The organism is Pseudomonas sp. 313, from assembly GCF_000316965.1.
Taxonomy (GTDB): domain Bacteria; phylum Pseudomonadota; class Gammaproteobacteria; order Pseudomonadales; family Pseudomonadaceae; genus Chryseomonas; species Chryseomonas benzopyrenica.
Window position 1 is genome coordinate 180,186 of sequence record NZ_ANBZ01000079.1, and the last position, 17,305, is coordinate 197,490.

Below are 17,305 nucleotides of genomic sequence, written 5' to 3' on the forward strand. Positions count from 1 at the left end.
GCGTGTCTGCCAGCACGAGGACGCTTGCCATGGGTTCCACCGCACCTTCCAGCTCCAACGCCGACCAACTGACCATCAATACCATCCGTACCCTGTCCATGGATGCGGTACAGAAGGCCAACTCCGGCCACCCCGGTACGCCGATGGCCCTGGCCCCGGTCGGCCACACGCTGTGGAGCCGCTTCCTCCGCTATCACCCCGAGCATCCGGACTGGCCCAACCGCGACCGCTTCGTGCTGTCGGTCGGCCATGCCTCCATGCTGCTCTATTCGCTGCTGCACCTGGCCGGGGTCAAGGAAATCGACGAGCACGGCACCGCCACCGGCAAGGAGGCGGTCAGCCTCGACGACATCAAGCAATTCCGCCAGCTGGATTCCAAGACGCCAGGCCATCCCGAGTACCGCATGACTACCGGGATCGAGACCACCACCGGGCCCCTGGGTCAGGGCTGTGGCAACAGCGTCGGCATGGCGCTGGCGCAGAAGTGGCTGGCCGCGCGGTTCAACCAGCCGGGCGTGACCCTGTTCGACTATGACGTCTACGTCCTCTGCGGCGACGGCGACATGATGGAAGGAGTCACCGGCGAGGCGGCCTCCATGGCCGGCCACCTGGGCCTGGATAACCTCTGCTGGATCTACGACAACAACACCATCAGTATCGAAGGCCACACCGAACTGGCCTTCAGCGAAGACGTGGCCGAACGCTTCCGCGGCTATGGCTGGCACACCCTGCACGTCAAGGATGCCAACGACGCTGAAGCCCTGGCCGCCGCCCTGCATCGCTTCAAGGGCAATACCGGCAAGCCGACCCTGATCGTGGTCGACAGCCTCATCGGCTACGGCGCGCCCAACAAGCAGAACACCGCGGCGGCCCACGGCGAGCCCCTGGGCGCGGACGAGATCAAGCTGGCCAAGAAGGCCTATGGCTGGCCGGAGGACGCCGACTTCCTGGTGCCCGACGAAGCCCGTCACCACCTGCGCGACGCCCTGCTGGAGCGTGCCAGCGGCCTTTACGAAGCCTGGAACCGTGCCTTCGATCGCCTGCGTCAGGACGATCCGACTCGTGCCGATGAACTCCAGCGCATGCGCGCCGGCGAGATGCCTGACGGCTGGGACGCCAAGCTGCCCAGCTTCGACACCGACGCCAAGGGCGTGGCCTCCCGCGAGTCCGGTGGCAAGGCGCTCAATGCCTTTGCCCAGAACATTCCCTGGCTGGTCGGCGGGGCAGCGGATCTGGCGCCGTCCACCAAGACCAATCTCAAGTTCGACGGCGCGGGCAGCTTCTCCGCTCGTGAGCCGTCCGGGCGCAATATGCACTTCGGCATCCGCGAGCACGCCATGGGCTCCATCGCCAATGGCATGGCGCTCTGCTACCTGCGCAGCTTCACCGCCACCTTCCTAGTGTTCAGCGACTACATGAAGCCGCCGATCCGCCTGGCCTCCATCATGGAGCTGCCGGTGGTGTTCGTCTTTACCCACGACTCCATCGGCGTCGGCGAAGATGGCCCGACCCACCAGCCCATCGAGCACCTGGCGCAGCTGCGTGCCACGCCCGGTCTGCTGACCCTGCGTCCGGGCGATGCCAACGAAGCGGTGCAGGCCTGGAAGATCGCCCTGCAGCAAACCAATAGACCGTCCTGCATGGTGCTGTCGCGCCAGCCGCTGCCGACCTTGGATCGCAGCAAATACGCCAGCGCCGAAGGCGTGGCCCAGGGGGCCTACGTGGTAGCCGATGCCGAGGGCGGTACGCCCCAGGTGATCCTCATGGCCACTGGCAGCGAGCTGGGCCTGGCGATGCAGGCCTATGAGCAGCTCCAGGGCGAAGGGGTGAAGGCACGAGTCGTCTCCATGCCCTGCTGGGAGCTGTTCGAGGAGCAGGACGAGGCCTACAAGCAGTCCGTGTTGCCCGACGAGGTCCTGGGCCGCGTCGCCATCGAACAGGCCGGTCCCCTGGGCTGGGAGCGCTACATCGGTCGCAAGGGTGCCTCGGTCACCATGAGCACCTTCGGTGCCTCCGCGCCCATCGGCAAGCTGCAGGCGAAATATGGCTACACCGTGGAAAACGTGGTCAAGCTGGCCAAGGAACAGGCGCAACGTAAAGGGAGCGCCACATGAGCAATCCACTCAAACAGCTGACGGAGCAGGGCCAGGCGGTCTGGCTCGACTTCGTCAGCCGCGAGTTCCTCGCCAAGGGTGAGCTGCAAAAGCTAATCGAGCGTGACGGCCTTACCGGTGTCACCTCCAACCCCTCGATCTTCGAGAAGGCCATGGGCCACGGCAGTGACTACGATGCAAGCCTCGAGGCCTTTCTGGAACAGGCCGATGCCGAGCCGGTGGACGTCTACGAGCATCTGGCCATCGAGGACATTCAGCAGGCCGCCGACATCCTGCGGCCGGTCTATGACCGGCTCGGAGGGCGCGATGGCTATGTGAGCCTGGAAGTCTCGCCCTACCTGGCGCTGGATACCCGTGCCACCCTGGAGGAGGCGCGGCGCCTCTGGCAGGCCGTGGCTCGGCCCAACCTCATGGTCAAGGTGCCCGGTACGCCCGAAGGGGCGGTGGCCATCCGCAAACTGATCGAGGAGGGGATCAACGTCAACGTGACCCTGCTGTTCGATCGCAATGCCTACATGGCAGTGGCGGAGGCCTATATCGCGGGTCTGGAAGCACGGCTGCACCAGGGCAAGGACATCAGTCGGCTCGCCAGCGTCGCCAGCTTCTTCATCAGTCGGGTCGACGGCGTGCTGGACAAGCTGATCGACGAGCGCAAGGGCGAGGAGGCCGAGCTGGGCGAGCTGCGCGGCAAGGTCGCCATCGCCAATGCCAAGCTGGCCTATCAGGACTACCAGCGGCTGATCCAGTCGCCACGCTGGAAGGTGCTGGAAGCCAGGGGCGCCCATCCGCAGCGACTGCTGTGGGCTTCCACCGGCTCCAAGGATCCGGCCTATCCCGATACCCTCTATGTTGACCAACTGATCGGTCCGGATACCGTCAACACCATGCCGCCCAAGACCATGGACGCCTTCCGCGACCATGGCACGGCAGCTCCCATGCTGAGCACCGATATCGAAGCCGCGCAGCGGGTGGTGGACGCGACTGCCCGTTTCGGGCTGGATCTCGATGGTGTGGCCAAGCGGCTGGTCAAGGATGGCGCCCGCCAATTCGAGGACGCCGCCGATGCCCTGCTGGGTGCGGTTGGGCAGAAGCGCCTCGATTTTCTTGGCGAGCGCTTGAATGCGGCGGACTATCGGCTGCCGCACGATTTGAATGAAGCCGTCGAGGCCCGCGTCGACGAGGCACGACGTGAAGGCTGGTCGCGCCGGCTGTGGCAGGGTGATGCCTCGCTCTGGACCGGTCGCGACGAAGACCAGTGGATCGGCTGGCTAGCCGCCGCCCAGGGGCGTCAAGCCGATCCCGTAGCCCTGGAGGCCTTGGCCGACGCCGTGCGCAAGGAAGGCCTGGATACCGTGGTGCTACTGGGCATGGGCGGTTCGAGCCTGGGCCCGGAAGTGCTGGCCAATACCCTGGGTACCGCTACGGGCGGACTCACCCTCAAGGTGCTGGATTCTACCGATCCGGCGCAGATCACCGCGCTGGAAGAGCAGTTGGACCTGCGCAAGACGCTGTTCCTGGTATCGAGCAAATCCGGCTCGACCCTGGAGCCAGAAATCCTGCGTGCCTATTTTCACCAGGCTGTCGAGCGCACGCTGGGCGCGGGTGAGGTGCAACAGCGCTTCGTCGCCATTACCGATCCCGGCTCCAAACTCGAAGCCAGCGCCACGGCCGAAGGCTACCGGGCCATTTTCCAGGGCGATCCCCACATCGGTGGGCGCTATTCGGTGCTGTCGGTGTTCGGCATGGTGCCTCTGGCGCTGCTCGGGCACTCGGTGGCCGATTTCTTCCAGGTGACCCAGCCCATGGTGCTGGCCTGCGGTCCCAGTGCGCCGCCTGCCATCAACCCCGGTATCCGTCTTGGCGTGGTCCTGGGCGAGGCGGTGCGTGCCGGACGTGACAAGGTCACTCTGATCGCTTCACCGGGTGTCGCCAGTCTGGGCGCCTGGCTGGAGCAGCTGCTCGCCGAGAGCACCGGCAAGCAGGGCAAGGGCATCATCCCGGTGGATCTGGAGCCGCTGGGCAGTCCGGACGTCTATGGTGCGGATCGGGTGTTCGTCAGCCTGGTGCTGGCCGGTGAAGACGACGCCGAGCGTGACCGGCACCTTGAGGCCTTGGCCGCGGCCGGGCATCCGGTGGTGGACATCCGTCTGGCCCGTGCCGAGCTGATCGGTCAGGAATTCTTCCGTTGGGAGGTGGCTACCGAAGTAGCGGGTGCCGTCATCGGCATCAATCCCTTCGATCAGCCCGACGTGGAAGCCAGCAAGATCAAGACCCGTGCGCTAACCGATGGCTATGAGCGCGACGGTCGTCTGGCCGGTGATGAGCCGCTGCTGGAGGAGGGCGCCCTGACCCTGTTCGGCGATGCCGACCTGCAGGGGCAGGACACCGCCCGCGCGGCGATCAAGGCGCACCTGGCACGTCTGCAGCCCGGCGACTACCTGGCGGTGCTGGCCTATCTGGAGCGCAATGCCGTGCACGAGGAGGCCTTGAGCGCCATGCGTGATAGCATTCGCGACAGCAAGCGCGTAGCGACCGTCGGCGGCTTCGGCCCCCGCTTTCTGCACTCCACGGGACAGGCCTACAAGGGCGGTCCCAACTCGGGTGTATTCATCCAGATTACCGCCGATGCCCAGAACGACCTGGAGATTCCAGGGCGGAGTCTGAGCTTTGGTGTCGTCGAGGCCGCCCAGGCCAAGGGCGACCTCGAGGTGCTGGCCGAACGGGGACGGCGCTATCTGCGTGTGCATATCAAGGGCGGCGACATCGACGCCGGCCTGCAACAAATCGTCGAACTGGTCGAGGCGGCGGTCGCCTGACCTCAAGGAGTCATCAGCATGCAATTGGGAATCATCGGACTGGGCCGCATGGGCGGCAATATCGCACGGCGTTTGATGAAGCATGGGCATGAAGTCGCGGTCTATGACCGCAGTGCCGAAACCGTGGCCGGCCTCGGCCAGGAAGGCGCCATCACCGCCGACAGCCTGGACGGTGTCATCGCCGCCCTGGCACAGCCGCGGGCCATCTGGGTCATGCTGCCGGCCGGCGAGCCGACCGAGCAGACCATCGCCGAGCTGGCCGACCGCCTGGCTCCCGGTGACGTCATCATCGATGGCGGCAACACCTACTACAAGGACGATATCCGTCGCGCCAAGACCCTGGCCGAGAAAGGCATCGACTATGTCGACGTCGGCACCTCCGGTGGCGTCTGGGGCCTGGAGCGTGGCTATTGCATGATGATCGGCGGCAAGTCCGAAGCCGTCGAGCGCCTGGAGCCCATCTTCGAAGCCCTTGCCCCTGGCTATGGCAGCATCGAGCGTACCCGTGGCCGCAACGCCCCGGATGAGCGGGCCGAGCGCGGCTTCATCTTTACCGGTCCGGCCGGTTCCGGTCACTTCGTCAAGATGGTGCACAACGGCATCGAATACGGCCTGATGCAGGCCTATGCCGAGGGCTTCGACATCCTCAAGATGAAGAACAGCAGCAAGCTGCCGGAAGACGAGCGCTTCGACCTGGACCTGGCCGACATCGCCGAGGTCTGGCGTCGTGGCAGCGTGGTGTCCTCCTGGCTGCTGGACCTGACCGCCCAGGCCCTGGCCGGTGACGTCGAACTGGAGAAATTCTCCGGCTCGGTGGCCGACAGCGGTGAAGGCCGCTGGACCATCGAAGCGGCCATCGAGGAAGCGGTACCGGTCAACGTCCTGTCCGCCGCCCTCTATGCGCGTTTCCGCTCCCGCCAGCAAGCCACCTACGCCGACAAGCTGCTGTCGGCCATGCGTTTCGGCTTCGGCGGCCACGTCGAAATCCCGCAATAAAACCCCGGCCGTTCCCCTGTGGAGCGGCCACGGGCCGCGTCCCGGGGGACGGCACCAGCCGCCCTCGTGGATAAGGCCCCGTCATGACCGATTCTCCTGCCGTCACACCCAGCACCGCCGCCCAGGCGCGCCGCTCCTGCACCAAGGCACACCGCACCGCCAGCCACGCTCTTTCTGTTCGGCGCCAATGGCGATCTGGTCAAGCGACTGCTGATCCCCTCGCTGTACAACCTGCTGCGTGACGGTCTGCTCGACGACCGCACCCAGATCATCGGCGTCGATCACAATCCCAACACCGACGAAGGTTTTGCCGACCGGCTGGAAGCCTTCATCCGCGACCAGGCCGAAGCCAAGGGCAAGTCCCGGGACGAGGCGCTGGATGCCGATCTCTGGGGCCAGCTGCGTGGGCGCATCCGCTATCTGCAGGGCGATTTCCTCGAAGACGCCACCTACCAGGCGGTAGGCGAGCGCATTGCCCAGGCCGACACCGACAACGCCGTCTTCTACCTGGCCACCGCCGCGCGCTTCTTTGGCGATGTGGCCGAGCGCCTGGGCAAGGCCGGGCTGCTGGAAGAACGCGAAGACGCCTACCGCCGACTGGTGGTGGAAAAGCCCTTTGGCGCCGACTTGGCCAGCGCCCAGGCGCTCAACCAGCGCCTGCTGGCGAACATGGAAGAAAAGCAGATCTATCGGATCGACCACTACCTGGGCAAGGAGACGGTGCAGAACATCCTGGTCAGCCGTTTCTCCAACGCCCTGTTCGAATCGTTCTGGAACAACCACTACATCGACCATGTGCAGATCACCGCAGCGGAAACCGTGGGCGTGGAGTCGCGTGGCGATTTCTACGAGAAGACTGGCACCCTGAGGGACATGGTGCCCAATCATCTGTTCCAGCTGCTGGCCATGGTCGCCATGGAGCCGCCGGCGTCCTTCAACGCCACCTCGGTGCGCGATGAGAAGGCCAAGGTGGTGGGTGCCATCCGGCCCCAGACCACCGAAGAGGCCCTGGTCAATTCGGTGCGCGGTCAGTACGCCGCCGGGACCATGAATGACAAGCCGGTGAAAGGCTATCGCGAGGAAGAGCGGGTCGATCCGCAAAGCCAGACCGAGACCTATGTGGCGCTCAAGCTGTTCGTCGATAACTGGCGTTGGGCCGGGGTGCCCTTCTACCTACGTACCGGCAAACGCCTGACCGCGCGCGACACCGAGATCGCCATCTGCTTCAAGCACGCGCCCTATGCGCAATTCCGCGATACCAAGATTGACCGGATGAAGCCCAACTACCTGATCATCCAGATCCAGCCCGACGAAGGCATGTGGTTCGATTTCCATGCCAAGCGCCCGGGGCCCCTGGTGGAGCTGGAAAACATCCGCATGGGCTTCGCCTATACCGACTTCTTCGAGATGCAGCCGTCCACCGGCTACGAAACTCTGATCTACGATTCCCTGATCGGTGACCAGACGCTGTTCCAGCGCGCCGACAACATCGAGAACGGTTGGCGCGCCGTGCAGCCGTTCCTCGACGCCTGGCAGCAGGGCGGTGAGGTGGAAAGCTATGCCGCGGGCAGCGCCGGTCCCGCCGGTGCCGACGAACTTCTGCAAAAGGACGGCCGCTCATGGCATCCCCTGACCTGATCCCCATCGACCTGCTGGTGTCGGATATCGATGGCACCCTGGTGCGTGACGACAAGAGCCTGAGCGAGGCGGTGATCGCTGCCGTCAAGCGGCTCCAGGCGTCTGGTAAAGCCATCACCCTGGTCAGCAGCCGCCCTCCGCGGGCGCTGCTGCCGCTGGTGCGGCAGCTGGGCATCGACCAGGCGGTGGCCGGGTTCAATGGCGGCAATCTGGTGGAAGCGGATGGCACCCTGATCCGCGCCCATCGGTTGGCGGAGCAGGTCACCCGCGAGGTGCTGGAGCGCCTTGAGCGCGAGGCCTTCGAAGTCTGGCTGTTCGCCGACGACCTCTGGCTGACCCGCGACGGGGAGGGGCCCTACGTCCCCCGCGAGACCCGGGCACTGGGCTATGGCCCCACCGTCGTGGACTCCTTCGAACCCTACCTGGATCGCGTCGACAAGATTGTCGCGGCCGGTAGCGATCACGCGGGCCTGGAAGCCCTGGAGGGCGAACTGGGTGAGCGGTTGAGGGAGGGCGCCACGGTGCTGCGCTCCCAGCTCTATTACCTGGACATCACCCACCCCAAGGCCAACAAGGGCGATGCCCTCATCGAGCTGGCCCAGGCCGCGGGCGTGCCCGTGGCGCGCACTGCGGCCATCGGCGATGGCAGCAACGACGTGCCCATGTTCCGCCAGGCGGGCCTGGCCATCGCCATGGGCCAGGCCGGGGCAGGAGTGCGGGAAGCGGCCGACCGGGTCACCGCCAGCAATCAGGAAGACGGCCTGGCCCAGGCCATCGATCGGTGGATCCTGGGGAGCTGATGGCTGGTTGGTGATGTTGGGCTTCGCGGCGCTCAACCCAACCTACGTGTCGGTAGTCCTGTAGGTTGGGTTGAGCGCAGCGAAGCCCAACAAGGCTCACCCTCGACCATGTGGAAAAGGCTGCGCCATTTACCTCCTTGCTACAGGGCCCGCCTGTGCGCCTCCTCTCTCCTTGGGAAAGGGCCGGGGTGAGCGCCACCCAAACCCCGCGCTACCCCCCGTTCTCCGCCCGATACCCCCGCACATGCTCCACCAGCGCCCGCAGCTTGGGCGCCAGGTTGTGGCGATTCGGATAGTAGAGATAGAAGCCGGGAAAGGGCGGCAGGTAATCTTCCAGCACCCGCTCCAGTTCGCCACGGTCCAGATAGGGCCTGAAGGTGTCCTCCATGCCAAAGGTGATGCCGCCGCCGGCCAGGGCGGTGCGTACCATCAGCAGCATGTCGTTGGTGGTGATCCGGGGTGCAGCCGCCACATCGAAGGCGCGACCGTTCTCGCTGAATTCCCAGCGCCAGGGCGCCACCTCCGGGGCCGGGCGCCAGCCGATGCAGCGGTGGTCCGCCAGTTCGCGCGGGTGCCGGGGTCGGCCATGACAGGCGAAATAGCCTGGGGTCGCCACCGCCACTTCGCGCTGCGGTCCGGTCACTGGAATGGCGATCATGTCCTGCTCGATCACCTCGCCCAGCCGTACTCCGGCATCGAAACCACGGGCGACGATATCGAATTCCTCGTCGGTAACGGTGATGTCCAGGGTCACCTCCGGATAGGCCTCGACGAAGCCGGCCAGCAGTGGGCCATCGAGAAAGCGCTCGGCGATGGAGGTGACCGCGACCCGCAACAGGCCCCGCGGTGGTCCGGCGTGGCTAGCGTCTTCCAGGGCGCCCAGCAGACCGGCCAGGGGGCCTGCGACCTGCCGTTGCAAGCGTTCACCGGCCTCGGTCAGGCGCACGCTGCGGGTGGTGCGCTGCACCAGCGAACTGCCCAGTTCGTCTTCCAGACGGCGGATGGCCTGGCTGACCGCGGAGCGACTGACGCCCAGGCGATCAGCTGCCACCCGGAAATTCTCGGCCGTGGCCACCACGACGAAGACCTTGAGCAGATTCAGATCGGTGTGCATTGGTGAGTCTGGCTAACCATGGCAGTCAGGAGCGGGGGAATTATCACGACAATGAGCCTTCGCTAAGGTGGTGGCAAGCCTGGAAGGGCGCAGTGCTGGAAGGGCACGCAGCTGACCAGCAGGTCGTCCAGGCAATTCACCCCCATTCGAGAGGAACACCTCATGACTATCGACAAGGTCGTACTCATCACCGGCGCCTCCAGTGGCATAGGCGCGGGCATCGCGCGTGAACTGGGCGCGGCCGGCTGCAAGCTGCTGCTCGGCGCGCGCCGCAGCGAACGGCTGGAGGCCCTGGCAGCCGAGATCAACGGCGCGGGTGGCGAAGCCGCCTGCCGCCGGCTGGATGTCACCGACAGCGCCGACGTGGCTGCCTTCGCCGAGGCAGCTCGCGAGCGCTGGGGCCGGGTGGACGTCATCGTCAACAACGCCGGGATCATGCCGCTGTCGCCCCTGGCCTCGCTCAAGACCGAAGAGTGGATGCAGATGGTCGACGTCAACATCAGGGGCGTGCTCAACGGTATCGCCGCGGTGCTGCCGGAATTCACCGCGCGCGGCGCTGGCCATGTCATCAACCTGGGCTCCATCGGCGCCCTGTCGGTGGTGCCCACGGCGGCGGTCTATTGCGCCACCAAGCACGCGGTACGGGCGATCTCCGAAGGACTACGGCAGGAGCGTGACGATCTGCGGGTCACCTGCATCCATCCGGGCGTGGTGGAAAGCGAGCTGGCCTCGACCATCACCGATGCGGCGGCGCGAGCGATGATGGATGGCTACCGCGCCATCGCTCTGCAACCCGACGCCATCGGCCGGGCTGTGCGCTACGCCATCGAACAGCCGGACGACGTGGACGTCAACGAGATCGTCGTCCGCCCGACCCGCAGCGCCAACTAGACCGTTTCGGCCAGGGCTTCGAGAAAGCGCTCCAACACCAGATTCGGTCGCCGTCCCTTGCGGGTGACGGCGGCCAGGGTGGTGTCGAAGTGGAAGCGTTCGGGATTGAGGGCGCGCAACTGGCCCTGGGCCACCCAGGGCTGGGCGACGTGGTCGGGCAGGTAGCCGATGTAGCAGCCGGTGAGGATGAGAAAGGCCACGCCTTCGCGATCCGAGGCCCGCGCCGTGCAATTCAGCGCGGCATGGCGCTCGTGGCCGTCCTGGTTGAGCAGATGGTTGGGGCCTACCGCATCCTGGGTGGCCAGGGTGCTCTCGTCCAGCGCCGCGTCGGCCACCGCGAACAGCGGATGACTGCGGCTGCAATAGAGCAGCGCGCGCTCTTCGTAGAGCGGCAGGTAGTCGAGACCGGCCAGGGCATTGATCAGCGGCAGCACGCCCAGGTGCAGGTGGCCGTCGAGCACGCCGGTCTCGATCTCGCCGGGCAGGGTCATGCCGATGTTGACCACCACCCCCGGCGCAGCACGCTTGAGCGCCGCCAGGGCATGGGTGATGCGCATGTGCGGCTGGGTCACCAGGTTGTTGATGATGCCCAGGTTCAGCTCGCCACGCAGGTGCTGGTGCAGCTGGTTGACCTCGCTGCGAAAGCCTTCCAGGGCGGCGAACAGCGACTGGCTGGCCTTGAGCACCTCGCGGCCTTCGTCGGTCAGCGAGAAGCCGGCGCGACCGCGTTGGCAGAGGCGCATGCCCAGGCGCTTTTCCAGGTCGTTCATGTGCAGGCTTATGGCCGAGCGGGTGATGCCCAGGCGACCTTCGGCGGCGGTGAAGCTGCCGCATTCCACCACCGTCTTGAACAGCCGCAGCAGGCGGATCTCGAAATCGCCGACTTGGGCGAGCAGGGCCTTGCGCGTCGTCTTCATGGCTGCCACCGCAAATGCGGGACAGCATAAGGCGCCGCTTGGCACGGCGCCAGCGACTGGCTTCAGGCGCCGATCAACACCCGGCTGCGCTGCTGGCTGACCTGCTTGACCAGCCAGACCGCGGCGATGCAGCAGAGCAAGGTGATCAATGTCAGGCATAGGCGAGTGCCCAGGTACTGGGCGAAGTTCTGCTCACCCAGCAGGCGACCCAGCACCCGGTAGGCACCAGCCAGATAGCCGTGCAGAAAATAGATGGCGAAGCTGTAGGCACCGAGCAGGGCCATGCCCTTGGCCAGACGGCCGTCCGTACGTCCCGTGGTCTTGACCTGCTGGCTGAAGACGGCGAAGAGCAACAGGCACAGCGCCAGTTTCTGCAGGCCATAGAAGGCACTGTCGAGTACCGCCGCACCGCTCAGCAGCACCAGGGCCGCCAGCAGCCAGTAGCGCGCCTGGGGGCGCTGCAGGCGTTCGCGCTGTTCGCAGGCCAGCATGCCGCAGAGGTAGATCGGCAGGAAATGCAGGGCGGCCAGCAGCGGATCGGCATCATTGGCCGGGCGGTCGGACACCAGGAAATAGAGCAGGCCGACCATGGTCGCCGCCGGCAACAGGCCACGCTGGACGATCCACTCCAGGACCGGCGCGAGCAGGAAGATCAGCGTCAGTGCCGGGATGAACCACAGCGGGCCCAGGTGGGCGCCAGTGGCCAGCAGCAGGGCGGTCTGGGCGAAGGGCGGCCAGTCATGGAAGGCGTTCATGTCGATCCACTCGTGCTCCTGCTTGAGCCCGGAAACATAGAGCAGCACGGCAGGAATCGAGATCAGCAGGTAGGGCAGGATGACGTTCTGCAGCTTCTTGCCCAGATAGACCTGGTAGCTGTATTTGCCGAGGTTGTAGCGAAAGAAGAAACCGGAGAGGGCGACGAAGATGCAGGTGGTTTCCAGCGATAGCAGATTCAATGCGATCTGCTGGTGCTCGGTGGTCTGGTAGCTGCCCACGGTCATATGGTGGAAAACGATGAGGACGGCCGCCAGGCCGCGGATCCAGTTGAGCTGAATCAGCATGGAGAGGTTTCCTTGAGGAATAGGTAAACCACGCGCTCTGCCTCAGAGGAGGGGCACGGGTTAGCGAAAGCGGACAGTGGGGTACGCGGCAGAGACGGCGGACAGGCTACCGCGCCCGGCAGGACTACGCGCCGGGAAAAGAGGTGAGGCGAGGAGGCCTCGGCGCCACGGGACTACGGTGGCAGGCGGCCAGCTTAAAGTGTTTCAGGCAAATTACTGATCACTAATCAAATTTGTTGTTTTCAAGATGTTTCTGTCGATGGAGTTGGCACGCCCATGATCTCTGGCCTGGGGTTTCCCAGTCATGGATCGAAGCTGACGTTGGGCCTGGCAGACACACCAAGCAGGGCTCACTGTCAGCCGACTGCCATACCGCGCAACAGATCCTGTTCGAGAAAGCTGAGAAAGCGCTGGCGGAACAGCATGGTGTGTTCATGGGCTGCGGCTTCGGCCTCGTCGCCGTCCTGGTGTTCGATGGCGGTGACGATACGATCATGGTCGCGACCGAGCTGGGTGGAGCCAGCACTGTTCATGATGTAGTCGAAGTGCAGGTGCAGCAGTCGCTGTCCCTCGCCCAGCAATCGGTCGTAGCTGGCCGTGAGATAGGCATTCTTGCCGGCACGGGCGATCTCCAGGTGGAAAGCCTTGTTCAGTTCCGACATGGCCTGGAAATCACCGCTGGCGACCGCGTCCAGGTAGCGCGCGTCCGCCTGTTTGATCAGGTCCAGCTCGCGCGGTGTCCGCCGGATGGCGGCCAGGCGGGTTACGGCGCGCTGCAACAGATCCAGCGCGGACACGTAGTTGGGGAATTCCTCGATCTCGAAGGGCGTTACCAGCAGGGTGCGATTGGGCAGGATGGTGACCAGGCCCTCGCTTGCCAGGCGCGCCAGGGCGTCGCGGACCGGCGAGCGTGACAGCCCGAACTGGGTGGCCAGCGATGTTTCATCCAGGGGCATCCCTGGTTTGAGCTGCAGGGTGAGAATCTGCCGGCGCAGCTCTTCATAGATGTAACGCCCACCGTGACGGCGGGCGGCAACGGTGGGATCAGCGTCTTTGGGAGCCATCGAGGAGTTCTTCACGCTCGGAGGTTGGAGGGCCAGTCTAGCATCGCGTTTGCAGCGCTAACCGAACCCGGCGCCCCAGGTATCGCTGAGCATGAAGCCGGCGGCGAGCGGATCGTCAGGATCGATACCCAGCTGTTGCAGGCCATAGAGCCAGGCTCGCCCGGTGACCCTGGGCAGGACCGCTGGCCGACCCGCCACTTCGGTCAGTCCGCGCAAGCCAAGAGTGAATTCGCCGCCAATGGTCGAGCGTGAGGTGAGCTGATCGCCTACCGCGACCAGTCCGCGCGCGGCGAGGGTGGCCAGATTCGCCGAGCTGCCGGTGCCGCAGGGCGAGCGATCCACCCGGCCTGGCGGCAAGGTGGTGCAGGTCTGGTAGGTGCAGGCGTCCAGGCGCTTGCGGAACATCACGTAGGCGATCTCGTTCACGCTGGACAGCAGGGGATGCTGAACGCGGACCTGCCGCCCGATCTCGTGCTTTAGTTCTACACCGAGTTCGGCCAGCTCTCGGGCATGCTCCGGTGCGATGCTCAGCCCGACCTGATCGACATCGATCAACGCGTAGTAGACCCCACCGAAGGCCACGTCTACCGTCAGGGTGCCATGCTGGGCGGTAGGGACCTGCAGATCCAGCGCCTCGACGAAGGCCGGCACCATGTCCAGGGAGACATTCAGGCAGCGGCCGTCACGGCACTCGGCCTGGGCCACCACCAGACCGGCCGGTGTATCCAGCGTCACGGTGGTCAGCGGCTCCTGCATCGGCAGGATACCCAGCTCCAGCAGCGCCGTGACCACGCAGATGCAGTTGCTGCCCGACATGGGATGGGCCTTGTCCGCCTGCAGCACGATGAACCCCGCCTGGGCCTCCGGGCGGGTCGGCGGCAGCAGCAGATTGACCGACATCTGCAGGCAGCCCCGCGGCTCCAAGGTCACCAGGCGCCGCAGGCTGTCATCCACCTCGTTGATATGGTTCATCTTGTCGAGCATGGTCCGCCCGGGCACGTCCAGCACGCCCCCGGTGATGACCTTGCCGATCTCGCCTTCGCAGTGGACTTCCGCCAGCTGCAGGGTCTTCTTCCAGCGCATGATGGGCGTCCTATTTGATGTACCAGCCCCAGGGCTGGTCGCTGTCGTAGCGGGTGATCTGCTTGGTTTCCAGGTAGTTCTGCAGACCCCATTCACCCAGTTCGCGACCGATGCCGCTCTGCTTGTAGCCGCCCCAGGGCGCCTCGGTAAAGGTCGGCTGCGAGCAGTTGATCCAGACGATGCCGGCACGCAGTGCGCGGGCCACCCGCTCGCAACGGTCCAGGTCGCGAGACATCACCGCGGCGGCCAGTCCGAAGCGGGAATCGTTGGCGCTGCGCACCGCCTCGGCTTCGCTGTCGAAGGGCCGCACGCAGACCACCGGGCCGAAGATTTCCTCGCGCCAGATCCAGCTGTCCTCGGCGACGTCGGCGAACACCGTGGGTTGCACGTAGTACCCGGTGGGCAGCTGCGTGGGACGCTTACCGCCAGTGACCAGGCGGGCGCCTTCCTCTTCACCCCGGGCGATGGCGGCCAGCACCTTCTCGTGCTGGCCACGGCCCACCAGGGGGCCCAGCAGCACGCCGGATTCGAGCCCCGGACCGATGGTGATGCGCTGGGCTTCCTGGGCCAGACGCTGCAGCAGCGGTTCATAGAGATCTCGCTGCACCAGGACGCGCGAGGTAGCCGAACAGACCTCGCCCTGATTCCAGAAGATGCCGAACAGGATCCATTCGACCGCTGCTTCCAGGTCGGCGTCGGCGAAGATGACGAAGGGCGATTTACCACCCAGCTCCAGGCTGATGTTTTTGATGTCGCGGGCCGCGGCCTGCATGATCCGGCTGCCGGTGGGCACGCTGCCGGTAAAGGCCAGCTTGTCGACGTCTGGATGCTCGGCCAGCGGAGCGCCCGCTTCGGCCCCCAGGCCGGTGACCACGTTGAGCACGCCGGCAGGCAGCCCGGCCTGGTGGCAGATGTCGGCCAGTTCCAGGGCGGTCAGCGGGGTCAGTTCCGAGGGCTTGAGCACCAGGGTGCAGCCGGCGGCCAGGGCCGGGGCGACCTTCCAGGCGGCCATCAGCAGCGGAAAGTTCCAGGGAATGATGGCCCCGGCCACGCCGATGGGTTCCTGGCGTGCGACGGCGCTGAAGCGCGCATCGCTCAGGGTGATGGCGCGCTCGCGGTCGCGGTCTAGGCGTTCGGCCTGGTCGGCGTAGAAGTCGAAGCAGCCAGCCGCGTCGCCGATGTCCCATAGCGCTTCGGGAAGCGGTTTGCCGTTGTCGCGCACCTCCAGTTCGGCGAGTTGCTGCTGGCGCTCACGGATCGTCGCCGCGATGCGGCGCAGCACCGTCGCCCGTTCGGCACCGCTCTGTCGCGGCCAGGGGCCTTCGTCGAAGGCACGGCGGGCCGCGCGCACGGCCAGGTCGATGTCCTCGGCGGTCGCCGCGGCGACCTGGGCAAGGGGTGTCTCGAGGGCCGGGTCGACGGTCTCGAAGGTGCCGCCGCGCAGGGGGCGCACCCATTGGCCGTCGATGTACAGGTGGTCATAGGAAGCCATCGGCGAAGTCCTGTCAGAAGCGCGAGGCGCGGAAAGGGTGGAGGTCGAGGGAGGTGGCACGACCGCTGGCGAGATCGGCGATGAGTCGCCCGGTGGTGGCGCCCAGGGTCAGGCCGAGTTGGCCATGGCCGAAGGCGAGCAGTACGTTGGGCAGGCGCTGGCTGCGGTCGATGATCGGTTTGGTGTCGGGCAGGAAGGGGCGATAGCCGATGCCGTATTCGAAGTCGGTCGTACGCAGCTGCGGCAGCACGCGCCGTGCCTTCTCCAGGATGATGTCGGCCCGTGCGAAGTTGGGTTTGGCGCCTTCACCGGCGAATTCGATAGTGCCGCCGATCTGCAGCCCGCGCGTCATGGGCGCGAAGCAGAAACCGCCATCGGCGTAGATGGTGGAGTGGTGGATTTCGACCTCGGGCTCTGGCAGGACCACCTGGTAGCCGGCGATTCCCGCCAGGGGGATGGAGAGTCCGAGTTGGCCGAAGAAGGCCCGTGAGCCATTGCCTGCGGCGATGACCACTCGCTCGGCCGGCAGTCGTCTTCCGTCGGCCAGGGTCACCCCGGTGGCCTGACCCTGATGTTCGTCGAGGCGCGCGACTCGTTCGCGGATCCGACGTCCGCCAGCCTGCTCGAAGCTGGCGGTGAGGGCGGCGATGAAGCCTTCGGTGTCGCTGACCGCGCGCCAGTCGGGAAACAGCAGCCCGTGCTTGAAGCGGCCGGCCAGGGCTGGTTCCAGATCGGCGATGGCGGCGGCGTCCAGTTCTTCCACCTGAAAGCCCAGTCGCTCGCGCAGCTCGAAATGATGGCGCTCCTGGGCCAGCCCCTGGGGCGTGTCGAAGACCTCGAGAATGGGGCGTTCGCCTAGCAGGCGCTTGTCAGGGCAGGCCTCCAGCAGCACGGCGTAGTCGCGGTAGACCTCCCGGGTCAGGGTCGCCAGTTCCGCGGCGATCGCCTGGATGCGCGCGGGCCGGGCGCAGGCCAGGAAGCGCAGGAACCACGGCAGGATGCCGGGTAAGGCGCTGGGCCGCAGGGCCAGCGGACCCTGTTGATCCAGCAGCCAGCCGGGGATCTTCTTCAGGATGCCCGGCTTGGAAAGGGGGACCACCTCGCTGACGGCCATCTGGCCGCAGCTCCACTTGGCCGTGCTGTCGCCCGGTGCAGCGGGATCGACCAGCGTGACCGCCAGGCCATCGCGTTGCAGCCAGAGGGCGCAGCACACCCCGACGATACCGCCTCCGACGACGATCGCGGTCCTGGGAACGCCTGACTCCTGATTCATAGTGCTCTCTCGCTGGATGACTGCCTGACGCGCGGACCGGATGGCC

At 65.9% G+C, this 17,305-nt stretch carries 13 protein-coding genes; 6 read left to right on the top strand and 7 right to left on the bottom strand.

Translation table 11 applies throughout. From position 1 onward, the window contains the following. Positions 1-29: 29 nt before the first annotated feature. The 5 genes from tkt (at position 30) to C722_RS0118995 (ending at position 8,364) form a co-directional block, all read left to right on the top strand. Entirely contained in the window at positions 30-2,114 is a 2,085-nt protein-coding gene (gene tkt, locus C722_RS0118970) for a transketolase (protein ID WP_017642027.1), read from the top strand. Beyond that, on the top strand, positions 2,111-4,930 hold the full coding sequence (locus C722_RS0118975; protein ID WP_017642028.1) for a bifunctional transaldolase/phosoglucose isomerase: 2,820 nt from the start codon (positions 2,111-2,113) through the stop codon (positions 4,928-4,930). The genes tkt and C722_RS0118975 overlap by 4 nt, the downstream gene beginning before the upstream one ends. A gap of 18 nt (positions 4,931-4,948) precedes the next feature. Beyond that, on the top strand, positions 4,949-5,926 hold the full coding sequence (gene gnd / locus C722_RS0118980; protein WP_017642029.1) for a phosphogluconate dehydrogenase (NAD(+)-dependent, decarboxylating): 978 nt from the start codon (positions 4,949-4,951) through the stop codon (positions 5,924-5,926). Positions 5,927-6,022: 96 nt separating this feature from the next. Further along, positions 6,023-7,564 carry a glucose-6-phosphate dehydrogenase gene (gene zwf, locus C722_RS25160; protein WP_051226181.1) on the top strand — a complete coding sequence of 514 codons (1,542 nt, stop codon included), beginning with the start codon at positions 6,023-6,025 and terminating at the stop codon, positions 7,562-7,564. Then, positions 7,546-8,364, top strand: a complete 819-nt coding sequence (locus C722_RS0118995; RefSeq protein ID WP_026083991.1) for a Cof-type HAD-IIB family hydrolase — start codon at positions 7,546-7,548, stop codon at positions 8,362-8,364. Before zwf ends, C722_RS0118995 begins: the two co-directional genes overlap by 19 nt. Positions 8,365-8,575: 211 nt before the next feature. Here the strand turns inward: C722_RS0118995 and C722_RS0119000 are convergent, their stop codons facing one another. Next, positions 8,576-9,478, bottom strand: a complete 903-nt coding sequence (locus tag C722_RS0119000; RefSeq protein WP_017642033.1) for a LysR family transcriptional regulator — start codon at positions 9,476-9,478, stop codon at positions 8,576-8,578. 162 nt (positions 9,479-9,640) lie between these two features. On the opposite strand from C722_RS0119000, the gene C722_RS0119005 reads away from it, so the two are divergent. After that, positions 9,641-10,369, top strand: coding sequence for an SDR family oxidoreductase (locus C722_RS0119005; protein WP_017642034.1), 729 nt, complete (start codon positions 9,641-9,643; stop codon positions 10,367-10,369). On the opposite strand, the gene C722_RS0119010 is transcribed toward C722_RS0119005, so the two are convergent. The 6 genes from C722_RS0119010 to C722_RS0119035 form a co-directional block, all read right to left on the bottom strand. Further along, a complete protein-coding gene (locus tag C722_RS0119010) occupies positions 10,366-11,286 on the bottom strand; it encodes a LysR family transcriptional regulator (RefSeq protein WP_017642035.1) in 921 nt (306 codons plus the stop codon). The two genes, C722_RS0119005 and C722_RS0119010, sit on opposite strands and share 4 nt — an antisense overlap. A gap of 62 nt (positions 11,287-11,348) precedes the next feature. Beyond that, positions 11,349-12,347, bottom strand: a complete 999-nt coding sequence (locus tag C722_RS0119015) for an acyltransferase (RefSeq protein ID WP_017642036.1) — start codon at positions 12,345-12,347, stop codon at positions 11,349-11,351. 356 nt (positions 12,348-12,703) lie between these two features. Next, a complete protein-coding gene (locus tag C722_RS0119020) occupies positions 12,704-13,411 on the bottom strand; it encodes a GntR family transcriptional regulator (RefSeq protein ID WP_017642037.1) in 708 nt (235 codons plus the stop codon). A 57-nt stretch (positions 13,412-13,468) separates the two neighbouring features. Then, complete coding sequence (locus tag C722_RS0119025) at positions 13,469-14,494, bottom strand: proline racemase family protein (protein ID WP_017642038.1); 1,026 nt, start codon at positions 14,492-14,494, stop codon at positions 13,469-13,471. 10 nt (positions 14,495-14,504) lie between these two features. Continuing rightward, the gene (locus C722_RS0119030) at positions 14,505-15,986 is read right to left on the bottom strand and encodes an aldehyde dehydrogenase family protein (RefSeq protein ID WP_017642039.1); all 1,482 of its coding nucleotides are present in this window, start codon (positions 15,984-15,986) and stop codon (positions 14,505-14,507) included. Positions 15,987-15,999: 13 nt separating this feature from the next. After that, positions 16,000-17,259, bottom strand: coding sequence for an FAD-binding oxidoreductase (locus tag C722_RS0119035; protein ID WP_026083958.1), 1,260 nt, complete (start codon positions 17,257-17,259; stop codon positions 16,000-16,002). Between the last annotated feature and the right edge of the window lie 46 nt (positions 17,260-17,305).